The 12,357-nt window shown below is 70.9% G+C and carries 11 protein-coding genes and 1 tRNA gene; 5 read left to right on the top strand and 7 right to left on the bottom strand.

Features of this window, described 5'->3' with window-relative positions:
- Positions 1-40 precede the first annotated feature (40 nt).
- Positions 41-487 carry a hypothetical protein gene (locus tag GBA65_RS06810; protein ID WP_166395921.1) on the top strand — a complete coding sequence of 149 codons (447 nt, stop codon included), beginning with the start codon at positions 41-43 and terminating at the stop codon, positions 485-487.
- Here GBA65_RS06810 and GBA65_RS06805 read toward each other — a convergent pair.
- Together GBA65_RS06805 and GBA65_RS06800 are read right to left on the bottom strand one after the other, a co-directional pair.
- Positions 465-728 (bottom strand): hypothetical protein, encoded by a 264-nt coding sequence (locus tag GBA65_RS06805; RefSeq protein WP_166395920.1) that lies wholly within the window; start codon positions 726-728, stop codon positions 465-467. The genes GBA65_RS06810 and GBA65_RS06805 overlap by 23 nt on opposite strands.
- Positions 729-841: 113 nt before the next feature.
- Entirely contained in the window at positions 842-2,113 is a 1,272-nt protein-coding gene (locus tag GBA65_RS06800; RefSeq protein ID WP_207956205.1) for an adenosylhomocysteinase, read from the bottom strand.
- A 324-nt stretch (positions 2,114-2,437) separates the two neighbouring features.
- On the opposite strand from GBA65_RS06800, the gene GBA65_RS06795 reads away from it, so the two are divergent.
- A complete protein-coding gene (locus GBA65_RS06795; RefSeq protein WP_166395918.1) occupies positions 2,438-3,364 on the top strand; it encodes a DUF389 domain-containing protein in 927 nt (308 codons plus the stop codon).
- A gap of 135 nt (positions 3,365-3,499) precedes the next feature.
- Here GBA65_RS06795 and GBA65_RS06790 read toward each other — a convergent pair whose 3' ends face one another.
- Entirely contained in the window at positions 3,500-4,411 is a 912-nt protein-coding gene (locus GBA65_RS06790) for a glycerophosphodiester phosphodiesterase (protein WP_166395917.1), read from the bottom strand.
- Positions 4,412-4,460: 49 nt separating this feature from the next.
- Here GBA65_RS06790 and GBA65_RS06785 point away from each other — a divergent pair, with 49 nt between their 5' ends.
- Together GBA65_RS06785 and GBA65_RS06780 are read left to right on the top strand one after the other, a co-directional pair.
- Positions 4,461-5,156 (top strand): SGNH/GDSL hydrolase family protein, encoded by a 696-nt coding sequence (locus GBA65_RS06785; RefSeq protein ID WP_166395916.1) that lies wholly within the window; start codon positions 4,461-4,463, stop codon positions 5,154-5,156.
- A 70-nt stretch (positions 5,157-5,226) separates the two neighbouring features.
- The gene (locus GBA65_RS06780; protein WP_166395915.1) at positions 5,227-7,362 is read left to right on the top strand and encodes a histidine kinase N-terminal 7TM domain-containing protein; all 2,136 of its coding nucleotides are present in this window, start codon (positions 5,227-5,229) and stop codon (positions 7,360-7,362) included.
- Here GBA65_RS06780 and GBA65_RS06775 read toward each other — a convergent pair.
- A complete protein-coding gene (locus tag GBA65_RS06775; RefSeq protein ID WP_166395914.1) occupies positions 7,359-9,539 on the bottom strand; it encodes an MMPL family transporter in 2,181 nt (726 codons plus the stop codon). The genes GBA65_RS06780 and GBA65_RS06775 overlap by 4 nt on opposite strands.
- Before the next feature lie 156 nt (positions 9,540-9,695).
- On the opposite strand from GBA65_RS06775, the gene GBA65_RS06770 reads away from it, so the two are divergent.
- Positions 9,696-9,780: transfer RNA gene (locus GBA65_RS06770), tRNA-Leu, on the top strand.
- Positions 9,781-10,016: 236 nt separating this feature from the next.
- Here GBA65_RS06770 and secG read toward each other — a convergent pair.
- From secG to GBA65_RS06755, 3 genes are read right to left on the bottom strand one after another with little or no spacing between them, the layout of a single operon-like run.
- Positions 10,017-10,241, bottom strand: a complete 225-nt coding sequence (secG, locus tag GBA65_RS06765; protein ID WP_166395913.1) for a preprotein translocase subunit SecG — start codon at positions 10,239-10,241, stop codon at positions 10,017-10,019.
- A 5-nt stretch (positions 10,242-10,246) separates the two neighbouring features.
- Positions 10,247-11,062: a triose-phosphate isomerase gene (gene tpiA / locus GBA65_RS06760; RefSeq protein ID WP_166395912.1), complete on the bottom strand. Its 816-nt coding sequence runs from the start codon at positions 11,060-11,062 to the stop codon at positions 10,247-10,249.
- 3 nt (positions 11,063-11,065) lie between these two features.
- Positions 11,066-12,253, bottom strand: coding sequence for a phosphoglycerate kinase (locus GBA65_RS06755; protein WP_166395911.1), 1,188 nt, complete (start codon positions 12,251-12,253; stop codon positions 11,066-11,068).
- Positions 12,254-12,357: the final 104 nt, after the last annotated feature.

Here is a 12,357-nt window from a genome sequence, read left to right as displayed (position 1 = left end):
GCCGGACGAGCGCGGATACGACGGACTATATAATGCGGGCGTGAGCGGTGATGCGAGATCCCTCCTGGCCCTGGCCCTCGGGTGCACGGTCGCGGCGGCGATCTTCGGGTTCGGCGCGAACCTGTTCTCCTTCAGGAACGTCTTCGAGGAGACCGGACGGGCGCCCCTCGTACAGACCGCCGCGACGGTCGTCTACCTCGCCCTCGCCCTCGTGCTCGTGTTCAAGGGCGGCTGGAAGGGCGTGCTCGCCGCGATCGCGATGATCGTCTGCGCGACCGCGGTCTCCTGGGCCCTCCTCCCCCTCTCCCTCGGGCTCGCGGGCGTCGGGGACCCCGCCGGCTACGCCGAGAGGTTCGGGGAGTTTCGCCGCCCCTCGTACAGCGGCTGGGCCGCCTTCGACCTGTTCTTCGTGGGCGGGAGCGCCGCCCTCGCCCAGGGCCTGAGGATCGTGGCCAACGCCGACCCTAGGGGCTCTCGGGACGGATGACCTCGACGGGCTCATCCTCGTCGAGGTCCAGCAGGTAGACCTCGCCCTTCGCGTTGAAGTCGTAGGCCGAGCGCGGCAGGTTCCCCCGCTCCGAGTCCTCGACCTCGACCCCCGTCACGAGACGGCCCCGCCCCTCGCAGCGCTTGCACACGAAGGGCCGCCAGGAGGCCCCGTCGTCCCCCCTTCCCCCGCAGTTGGGGCAGGTCCGAAAGGACGTGTAGCGGATGGTCAGGGTTCTCACGAGGGGGCTTCGTGCTCCACCGGGGCGGCGGAGCGGGCTTCGGTGGGGACGATCGATCCGCCCGCCATCAAGCCCGTCTCCGTGGCTTCGACGATCTCCGTCCGGCTCAGCATCTACTCCGGGGTGGACTGCTCCGAGCGCCAGCTCTGCTGGTAGCGGATCTGCTCCTCCGTGAGCTCCTCCGGCTTGACGCCCATCGTGTCGAGCTTGATGCGCGCGACGCCCTGATCCAGCGCCTCCGGAAGCGGCTGGATGCCGGGCTGTATCTCCTTGGCGTGGCTCGCGAGGTGGTGGATGCCCAGGGCGTGCAGGGCGAAGGTGAGGTCCATGATCTCGACCGGGTGCCCGTCGCCCGCGCCCGAGTTGAGGAGGCGGCCCCTGGCGATGACGTGGATGCGCCTGCCGTCGGCCATCTCGTACTCGGTGATGTTCTCCCGGACCTCGCGCTCGGCGACCGACATCTCCCGCAGGGCGGCCATGTCGAACTCGTGGTCGTAGTGGCCGGCGTTCGCGAGGATGGCGCCGTCCTTCATGCGCTCCAGGTGCTCGCGACGCAGGACCCGGACGTTTCCGGTGCCCGTGAGGAAGAAGTCGCCGACCTCGGCGGCCTCCAGCGAGTTCATGACCTCGTAGCCCTCGGCGTGGGCCTCCAGGAGCTTGACCGGGTCCGGCTCGCAGACGACCACGCGGGCGCCGAAGCCGGCGGCGTACTTGGCGAGGCCGCGGCTCACCCACCCGAAGCCCATCACGACGACGCGCGCGCCGGAGAGGAAGAGGTTGGTGTTCGCGAGCAGGCTCACTATGGAGGAGTGTCCGGTGCCGTAGCGGTTGTCGAAGAGGTGCTTCATGCGCGCCTCGTTGATCCCGAGCACGGGGAACGGCAGGACGCCCTCGCCGGTCATCGCCCTGACCTTGAGGATGCCGGTCGTCGTGGTCTCGGTCGCGCCCTCTACCTTGTCGAGGAGGTCGGGGTGGCTCTCTATGAGGCGCCCGACGAGCTCGGCCCCGTCGTCGAGGAGGAGGTCCGGCTCCGTCTCCAGCGCCATGTGGATGTAGCGCTCGAAGTCCTCCTCGCTCGGGTCGTGGGTGGCGAAGACGCGGATGCCCCGCTCGACGAGCGCGGCACAGATCGCGTCCTGCGTGCTGAGCGGGTTGCTGCCGGTCACCGTCACGTCGGCCCCGGCCTCGTGCAGGAGCACGGCGAGGTAGGCGGTCTTCGCCTCCAGGTGGACGGTCACCGCGACCTTGCGGCCCCTGAGGGAGCCGTCGGCCAGCTGGTCCTTGGCGATGGTGTTCAGAACAGGGCAGTGCTGGGCCGCCCAGTCGATCTTGCGCTGGCCCTCGGGCGCCAGACCGGGGTCCTTGATCACGGATTCTTTTATCACACTGTTCTCCCTGCTCGCTCGCTGTGCAGGCCAGTTTACAGGCACCTCGCCATGCATACATGCGCCGGACGTAAACATATGTACCACGCGCGCGACGGTGCTCCCCGCTACAGCCCTCGTCCTTGCCGAGCATGGAGAAGGACGCGCCGCTCCACGGAGGAACGGTTGCAGCCACGAACGGCCCCGCCTGAATCCGCGGCGAACGCGCCCGGGGTTCGTTCGCAAACCTCCCGGGGATAATCGTTACGTCACGGTATCCGGTTCGGGCGAGGAGGATACCGAGAGGCGCTGGCGTTCTTCGAAGGCCGTGGCAGAAAGAGTGACATGCACAGAACGATCGAGATCACGGCGCCCCCGGCGGCCACGGATTTCCTGATAAGCAAGCTCGAGAAGTCGGACCACCTGATCGGCTTGACCGTCCATCGGGGGGCTTCGATCAAGCCCCCCGGCGACGTGCTCGTGGTACACGCGCTCAACCGGGACGCGGACCGGGTGATGCGGCTCGCCGACGAGGCGCGCTCGGAGGGGCAGGTCTCGGTGACGACCCACGAACTGACGAGCATCGTCGACCCCGAGCACGAGCAGGAGGTCTCCAAAGACATCGACGAGGCTCTCTGGGAGGAGTCCGAGACCAGCCTGCGTCACCAGGGCAGGACGACGTCCAACTACCTGGCCCTGATGGCGCTCGGCGGCGCGGTGGCCGCCACGGGGTTCATGGTCACGGGCTCGTCCCAGACGATCTCCCTGATCGCGGCCTCCATCATCGCGCCGGGCTTCGAGCCGCTCGCGAAGGTGCCCATGGGCCTGGCGCTGAGGCGCTGGGCCGTGGTAGGGAGAGGCCTCCTGTCCGTGGGCGTCGGCTACCTGACGCTGGCGCTGGGGGCGGCGCTCGTCTTCGGCCTCTTGCGCCTGACGGGCGTGGGAACCGTCGAGGAGTTTCTCGGCAACTCCGAGACCACGGTCCTCGCCGATCCCACGCTCCGGGACGTGCTCCTCTCGTCCCTCGGCGCCCTCGCGGGGATGATCATGATCGTCGCGTACCGCCGCAGCGTCATCGCCGGGCCCCTGATCGCGCTCGCCATCGTCCCGGCCGCCGCCATGGTCGGCATAGCGCTGGCGGCGGGCAGGCCGGATCTTGCCTACCAGGGAGGCGAACGCTTCGTCCTCGACGTGATCATCATCGTCCTCCTGGGCACGCTCGTCGTCGCGCTCAAGCAGGCGTTCACGCACCGCCGCAAGCCGATGGTGTAACCGCGGGGGCCAGCACGAGCGGGTCCGGCTCGCGGCAGCACAACAGGTTACCGCGAGGTACCGACCGGCCGCCGCATCCTCGGGCGTGTTCGGTGGGGTGTAGAGGGTCCCATCGGTAGGCTCCGATCCCGGCGGTTACGCCCGTGGACCACCTGGGACGCGTGGTTGCGGGGCGGCCCCCTGCCGCAGCACCCCCTGCAACACCTCCGGCCGGTTCGTCATGATCCCGTCGGCTCCGAGGTCGAGGAGGCGCCGCATCTCCCCTGGGTCGTCGACCGTCCACACGTCTACCCTCACGCCTAGCCCGTGGGCGGCCTCGAGGAAGCGCGGGGTGACGACGGGCGTGCCGCGGTGCTCGGCCGGGACCTGCAGGGCGTCGTAGGGGGGGCGGAGGAGACCATCGAGGCGGAGCCGGCTCCCATAGTAGAAGAGCACGATCTCGCGGGCCGAGGCCCCGGTACGGACCCTGCCTCCGGATAGCCTCCGGAACCGGGCCACGGGCCCTGCCCGCCCCGAGGCGACGAGGGCCCGCTCCAGGGCGCCCTCCTCCTCGATGACGCGGAGCAGCGCCGCCTCCACGCCGGGCTGCTCCTCCTTGATCTCGATGTTGACCGCGAGGTCCGGGAACGCCCGGAGGACCTCCCCTATCTCCGGCACCCGGACGCCACGGCCCCGGTACGGGTACGTCTCGCCCCCGTCCGGGGTGAACCGGTATCCGGCGTCGAGCTCTTTCAGCTCCGCGAGCGTCATCTCGCGCACGAGCCCCGAGCCGTCGGTGGTCCGGTCCACGGTATCGTCGTGGAACGCCACGATGCGCCCGTCGAGCGTCATGTGCACGTCCGTCTCGAGCCCGCCGGCCCCGCTCGCCGCGGCGAGTCCGAACGCCTCCAGCGTGTTCTCCGGCGCCCGCGCCGACGCCCCCCTGTGCGCGAGGGCGACCGGCCAGTCGCGGTCGACGGGCCGGCGCCCCCTCCCCCTTCGTGCCGCGACGACGGCCAGGAGGCCTCCGCCGGCCGCCGCAGCGGCGAGTAGCCTGCTCTTCCTCATGCGCGGAACTTAACACAGGAGCCCGCCGGATCGTTGGTAGACTCGGGCCATGAACCTCCTCCGGGCCGCCGTGGTCGTCTTGTGCCTGATCCCCCTCGCCGTCTCCTGCGGCTCCGAGCAGCCCCTCACCTACGTCTCCCTCGGGGACTCCCTGGCGGTCGGCGTCGGCTCCTCGGACCCGCGGGAGCGCGGCTACGCCCCGGTCTACCGGCGTCTCCTCGAGGAGGAGACGGGCCGCGACGTCCGTCTCGTGCAGCTCGGCTTGAGCGGCGAGACGAGCGAGAGCTTCCTGCGCGGCGCCGACCCGCAGCTCGCCCGCGCGGAGGACGTGCTGCGAGGAAGCCCGGGCGCCGTCGTCACCCTCTCCCTCGGCGGCAACGACCTGCTCCGCGTCGCGGACGGCACCGACGCCCGGCGCGAGGCGGCCCTCGCGGGGTACGCCGGGAACCTCGACCGCATCCTCAAGAGCCTCCGGGACGCCTCCGGGCCCGAGGCGCGCTTCATCGTCCTCGCCCTGTACAACCCGGCCCCCGGCAGCTTCACCGACGAGTGGACGGGGAGGCTGAACGAGGTCGTGAGGGAGGTGGCGGGCCGCAACGGTGCTGCCGTCGCCCCCGCCGACGAGGCTTTCCGCGGGCGCGAGGCCGAGTACGCCCACTACGCCCGCTACCCCTGGGACATCCACCCGACGGACAGGGGCCACGCGGCGCTCGCCCGGGCCTTCGCGGAGGCGTCGGAGGCCTAGCCCGGGCGGCCCGCTCGCCCCGCGAGGGGCGACGCCGGGGGCCCTTCGTTCTGTTACCCTCCGACGAATAATGCCGTGGCAGTTCACCGCGTACTCCTACCTGTTGTTCCTGGTGGCGGGCGTGGCCGCCGCCCTGATCGTCTTCGCCTGGCGGCGGCGGAGCGCGCCGGGGGCCGTCGCCCTCGCGGCCCTCATGGCCGGGGTGTTCGCGTGGTCGGCGGCGTACGGCCTGGAGCTGGGCGCCGTGGGCCTGGCGGCGAAGGTCTTCTGGGCGAAGGTCTCGTACCTGGGGGTCGTGTCAGTGCCGCTCTCCTGGCTCGCCCTGGCGCTCGACTTCACCGGGCGCGAGGGGTGGGCGACGGGCCGCAACCTGGCGCCGCTCGCGGCCGTCCCGCTGGTCACGCTCGCGCTCGTGTGGACGAACGAGGCGCACGGTCTCGTGTGGAGCTCCACGAGGGTGGAGACGGCCGGGGGGGCTTCGGCCCTCGTCGTGGGGCACGGGGCGGGGTTCTGGGTGTACTGGGTCTACGCCTACGTCCTGCTCGTCACCGCCACCGCCGTCATGGTCCCGCAGCTCGCCCGTTCGCTCCGCCTGTACCGCGCGCAGGGGATCGCCCTGCTCGTCTCCACGCTGGCGCCCTGGCTCGGCAACGCCGCGTACATCCTCGGCGCGAGCCCCGTGCCCAACCTCGACCCTACGCCCTTCGCGTTCCTCGTCGCCGGCCTCGGCGTCGCGGTGGCGCTCTTCCGTTACCGGTTCCTCGACCTCGTGCCCATCGCGCGCGAGAGCGTCGTCGAGGGCATGGGGGACGGCGTCATCGTCGTGGACCCCGGCGGGCGCGTCGTGGACCTCAACCCGGCGGCGGAGCGCATGATCTCGCACCGCTCCAACGAGGCGGTCGGGGAGGAGGCGGTCCGTCTGGTGCCGGGCTGGAAGGAGCTCTTCGAGGGCCAGGGTAGGGGCGGGACCGCCCGCGGGGAGGTCTCCGACGGCGAGGGCGAGGTGCGACGATTCTACGAAGTCAGGATCTCGCCGGTCCGCGACAGGGGCGGTCTCCTGCGGGGTCATCTCGCGCTCCTGAGCGACGTCACGGGCCGCCGGCGGGCGGAGGAGGCGCTCCGCGAGAGCGAGCTTCGCCTCCGCTCGATCGTCGCCAACGTCCCCGTCATCCTCTTCGCCCTGGATCGGGCGGGCACCTTCGGGTTCTCGGAGGGCAAGGGGCTGGAGGCCCTGGGCCTGGCGCCGGGCCAGATCGTGGGCCTCTCCGTCTTCGAGGTCTACCTGGAGAACCCCGACATCCTCGACGACGTCCGGCGCGCCCTCTCGGGCGAGGCGTTCAGCGCGGTCCGCGAAACGGCCGGGCGCACCTTCGAGACCTGGTACTCGCCGCTCCCGGGGCCCGACGGGGCCCTCGCGGGCACCATAGGCGTGGCGGTGGACATCACGGACCGCAGGCGCGCCGAGGAGGAGCGCGAGCAACGCGCGGCCGAGCTCGCCCGCTCCAACGCCGAGCTCGAGCAGTTCGCCTACTCCGTCTCCCACGACCTGCGCGCCCCCCTGCGTGCGATCGCCGGCTTCTCCCAGCTCCTGCTGGAGGACTACGCCGCGGGCTTCGACGAAGAAGGCAAGGACTACCTCCACCGCGTCCGGGACGGCGCGCGGCGCATGGGCCAGCTTATCGACGACCTCCTCGACCTCTCGCACCTCACGCGCCGGGAGATGCGCCCCGTGGACGTCGATCTCGGCGCGCTCGCCCACAAGGTCGCGGCGGACCTCCGGCGCGCCGAACCTTCGCGCGAGGTGGAGCTCCAGATACACAACGTGCCGCCGGCCAGAGCGGACCCCCACCTCATGGAAGCGGTGCTGGAGCACCTCTTCGACAACGCCTTCAAGTTCACCTCGAAGGAGCCCCTGGCGTGGGTAGAGTTCGGCTTCGACGAGACGAAGGGCGCCTACTACGTGAGGGACAACGGGGCGGGGTTCGACATGGAGTACGCGGACAAGCTGTTCGGGGCGTTCCAGAGGCTGCACGGCTCGGGGGAGTTCGAGGGGACGGGGATAGGGCTCGCGACGGTGCAGAGGATCGTGCACCGCCACGGGGGAGGGCGTGGGCCCAGGGCGAGGTCGGCCGCGGCGCCTCCTTCTTCTTCACCCTGTAGACGGTTGGCGCAGCGAGACGCCCCGCGACGGGGGCACGGGCCCTAGGAGCGCACCTTGCCGGGCCAGAAGCCGGCCCGGCCGGCGAGCAGGACGAGGGCGGGGACGAGGAGCGTCCGGATCACGAACGCGTCGAGCAGTATCCCCAGGGCCACGGCGAACCCTACCTGCAGGAAGTCCTGCAGCGGTATGAGCACGAGCAGCGCGAAGGAGGCGGCGAGCGCGAGCCCGGCGGCGTTTATCGTCCGGCTCGTCCCGGCGAGCGCGGCGGCGACGGCCTCGGGGAGGGGCTTCTCCCGGGCCTCCTCCCGGATGGCGCTCATGATGAAGATGTTGTAGTCGCTCCCGAGAGCCACGAGCAGGATAAAGAGCGTGAACGGCACGTAGTAGACGACCCCGTCCTGTCCCAGCACGTCCTGGAACAGCACCTTCGCCACCCCGAGCGTGGCGGCGAAGCTCAGGACCGTGGCCCCCAGCAGGTAGACCGGGGCCACGGGGGTGCGGAGGAGCAGCGCCAGCACCACGAAGGCGGCGGCGAGGACGAGCGGCGCGAGCCCGGCGAGGTCCTCGGCGGAGACGGAGCGGGCCGCCTCGGCGAGGACGGCCTGCCCGCCGACGTCGGCCTCGGCCCCCGAGAGGCCCGTGCGTTCGAGCAGGGCGGGGAGGTCCCCCTTCAGCCGGTCGATCTGGTCCAGCGACCCCGGCGAGTACGGGTCGCCGTAGGGGACGAGCAGGAACCTGACGCCGTCGCCGTCCGGCGTGACGAACGGCACCCTGGGCAGGATCCCGCCGCTCCCGGGCCCGAGCACCGCCGCGAACCCGCCCGCCCCCCAGAGCTCGTTCTCCAGGCGCCCGAGCTCCGTCTCCCTCCCCGCGATGCCGTCCCCTCCACCACGACGTTGATCGGCGAGACGATCCCCGGCGGGAAGCCCGAAGAGAGCGCCTCGTACCCCCGCGCCGCCGGCGCGTCGTCGGGGAGGGCGGCCACCTGGTCGAAGCCCACCCGGAGGCCGAAGGCCCGAGGCCCAGGACGAGCAGCCCGGCGACCAGAGCGCCCGCCACGAGCCCGGGACGGCGCACCGCGATGCCGGGGGCCGCGCTACCACCTCGCCCTCCCCCACGCCCCCGAACGCCCCGCGGCCCAGGATCGCCAGGAGCGCCGGGACGAGGGTCAGCGTGACGAGCGTGAGCACGACGAGGGCGAGCCCGAGGCCCGGGCCGAGCGTCTTGTAGACCTCGAGCTCCGCCCTGACGAGCACGGCGAAAGAAGCGACGAGCACGGCCGCGGAGGAGAAGATCACGCCCCCCGCCCGCTCCACCCCGAGCCTCGCAGCCTCGACCCTGGAGCTGCCCATCCTGAGGGCCTGACGCGTCCTGGAGAGCAGGAACAAGGCGTAGTCCGTCCCGACCCCGAACAGGAGCACGACGATGACGGGCTCGACCTGCGAGGGCACCGGCGTCCCCCGCTCGGTCGCGAAGTAGGCGACGAGGCGCAGCGTCAGAAAGGTCGCGAGCCCTATGCTCGCCAGCGGCACCAGGGGGGCGACGAGCGACCGGTACGCGAAGGCCAGGATGCAGAAGATCGCCAGCGCCGTCGCCAGCGTCACCTTCCCGAGGTTCTCCTTCACCGCCGAGATCGTGTCTTCCTGCACGGGCCGTATCCCCGTGACCTCGACGCCGAGCGGCCCGCCGCCGAGGGTACGGCGGATCTCCTCCACCCCGTTGCGTATGCTCGTGCCGCTGGCCCCCGCCTCGAAGAACAGCAGCACCGGAAAGGCCCTCTGCCCCCCCGAGACCTCCCGCTCCGCGAGGGCCCCCGGCACGGCGAGCGGCACGGCGAGCTCCAGCCGCCGCGGCCCGTACGGGCCGTTGAGGTACCGGACGTCTTCCTCGATGATGCCCCGCTCGGCGGCGTCGATCCCCCCGGGGTCCGAGTAGACCAGCACGGCCGGCGCCTCCACCGACCCGAGCACGCTCGGAGGCTCCCGGGGCTCTTCCTGCTGCATCCCATCGGAGAACGACGGCCCGCCCGATCCCCCGTCAGAGGACGGCCCTCCCTCGGGCTCCGGGGACTGCGTCCGCGCGCCGGGGGGAGCGAGGGCGGCGGGCCGCGAGGCCGCGCTCTCGGCCTCGGGTACCAGGTCGGAGACGCCCCCCGTGAGATTCTCGTCCAGGGGCGGCAGGTAAGCGTAGGCCCACGTCCCCGCGGCCACCCACAGCAACACGATAACCCACCGCAGCCGGACGATCCCGAGCCCGAGATAGCCGAAGAAGCCCTGCGCGGAACGAGTGGAGACCGGACGACGCACCGCTCAGGAGTTTACAACGCACGGACGAAGTTGAATCCACAGGGACCGTCCCTTATACTCTGCGAGCACTCTGTCGGGGTGGCGGAATTGGTAGACGCGCTAGGTTGAGGGCCTAGTGCCCGCTAAGGGCGTGGGGGTTCGAGTCCCCCCTCCGACACTGATCTTCTCCCACCTCACACCGGCCGACATCTTCCGAGCGTTGTGAGAACTAGCACTTAGCAATATACGGCCAAGTGTATAATCTTGTCAGGGATCGCTCGTTCTCCCCATCCTCCCCGGGCGATCCCTTCTTCTTTCACCTCCTACCCGTCCAGCGTCTCTGGTGAGGCACGAGAGAGGGCGGGGTCTCGGCTAGAGACCCCGCCCTCTCTGTTTGCTTACGCTCCGCGTGATTTAACTGAGGAAGATAAGCGCCACCGTGGAGACGCCGAAGAGGGCGACCACGATCAGGGTGAGCCGGGTCAGGTTCTTCTCCATGATGGTCGTGCCGGAGAAGGTGCTCCCCATGCCGCCGCCGAGGGAGGAGGAGAGGCCGCCGCCCTTGCCGGAGTGCAGGAGGATGAGCCCTATGAGGGCGATGCTGAAGATCGTGTGCAGGAATGCCAGTACGTAAACCATGCCGGCTACTCTACCACACGTTCCTCGGCGTCATCCTCGTCCCGGGCGACGCTTCTACGGGCTGCTTCAACGAGCTCGACAAAGGACTCTGCCTCCAGCGAGGCGCCGCCCACGAGGCCCCCGTCCACGTCGTCCTGCGCCATGATGTCGGCGGCGTTGGACGGCTTGATCGAGCCGCCGTACAGGATGCGGACGGAGCCCGCGAACTCCTCGCCCCCGAGCTCCCCGAGCAGGCCCCGGATCTGGCCTATCGCCTCCTGCGCGTCCTCGGGGGAGGCCGTCTCGCCCGTCCCTATCGCCCAGATGGGCTCGTAGGCGAAGACGACGGCGTCCCCGGAGGGGCCGTCCAGCGCCTCCATCACGGCGCGGACCTGCCCGGAGACCTTGTCCCACATCCCCCCCGCGTCGCGCTCCTCCTTCGTCTCCCCGACGCAGACGATGGGCACGAGGCCCGCCTCCAGCGCCTTCGCCGCCTTGCGGGCCACCGTCTCGTCCGTCTCCCCGAAGATCTCGCGCCGCTCCGAGTGGCCGACGATCACGGCGCCCGTCCCGACGTCCTTCAGCATCGGCGCCGAGACCTCCCCGGTGTACGCCCCGGAGTCCTCGAAGTAGAGGTTCTGGGCCCCGGCGATCACGGCCGCGTCCTGCGTCATCCTCCCGACGGTCGGGAGCGAGGTGAACGGGGCGAAGACCGCGACGTCCACCTCGTCGGTGGCGTCCGAGACCCTCGGGAGGAGCTTCGCGACGTAGTCCTCCGCCTCCCGCACGGTCTTGTTCATCTTCCAGTTTGCCGCCATCATCGGCTTTCTCTCCGAGGCCATCGGCTACTCCCCCCTGTCGATCCTGTCCGGCAACACCGCGACGCCGGGCAACTCCTTGCCCTCCACGTACTCCAGCGAGGCCCCGCCCCCGGTGGAGATGAAGCTCATCTCGTCCTCCAGGCCGAGCTTGCTCACCGCCGCGACGGAGTCCCCGCCGCCGACGACGCTCGTCGCCCGGCTCTCGGCGACGGCCCTGGCGACCCCCTCGGTCCCCTTCGCGAAGGCCTCGATCTCGAAGACCCCCATCGGCCCGTTCCAGAACACGGTCGACGCGTCCGTAATGTGCGAGCGGAACGCTTCGACCGTCTCGGGGCCCACGTCCAGGCCCATCATGCCGTCCGGTATCTCACCGACGGGGACGACGCGGGCCTCGGCCCCCTCCTCCATCGCCTCGGCTACGACGACGTCGACCGGCAGGACGAGCTTGCCGCCGGCCTCGCCCAGGAGCCGCTTGGCCTCCTCCAGGTAGTCGTCCTCGACGAGGGAGTCGCCGACCCCGTAGCCCTGGGCCTTGAAGAAGGTGAAGCACATCGCCCCGCCGATGAGCAGCGTGTCGGCGACGCCGAGGAGGCTCTCTATGACGCCGAGCTTGTCCGAGACCTTCGCCCCGCCGAGGATCGCGACGAACGGCCGCTCCGGCGTGCGCAGCACGCTGTCCAGGTAGTCGAGCTCCTCCTGCATCAGCAACCCCGCCGCGGCCGGCAGCTTCTCCGCGACCCCGACGGTCGTGGCGTGCGCCCGGTGCGCCGCCCCGAAGGCGTCGTTCACGTACAGTTCGGCTAAAGCGGCGAGCCCCTCCGCGAGCTCCGGGTCGTTCTTCGTCTCGCCGGGGTAGAAGCGCGAGTTCTCCAGGAGCGTCACGCCGCCCTCCGGCGCGTCGTCCAGCGCCGCCTCGACCTCGGGGCCTGTCGCGCCGTCGAGCTTCCGGACGGGGGCGCCGAGAAGCTCCCGTAGGCGCTTCGCGACCGGGTCCATCGCGTACTTCGGGTCCGGCGCGCCCTTGGGGCGCCCGAGGTGCGAGATCAGGACGGGACGGGCGCCGCGCTCCAGGAGGTCGCGTAGCGTGGGGAGCGCGCGCCTGATGCGCGTGTCGTCCGTGACCTCGCCGTCCTTTACGGGGACGTTGAAGTCGACCCTGACGAGCACCCTCTTCCCCCCCACGTCGAGGTCCTTCACGGTCTTCTTGTTCATCTGCCTCCCTTCGGTCGACGCCGCCGTCCCGGGACGGCGGCTCTCCCTCGCCCCTCGCCGGAACCGCGAACGACCGTCAAAGAGGCGCGCAGCGGGGCTCGATC

It is taken from the genome of Rubrobacter marinus (assembly GCF_011492965.1).
Taxonomy (GTDB): domain Bacteria; phylum Actinomycetota; class Rubrobacteria; order Rubrobacterales; family Rubrobacteraceae; genus Rubrobacter_F; species Rubrobacter_F marinus.
The sequence above is the reverse complement of the archived record's forward strand: the minus strand, read 5'-3'. Positions and strand labels throughout refer to the sequence as shown.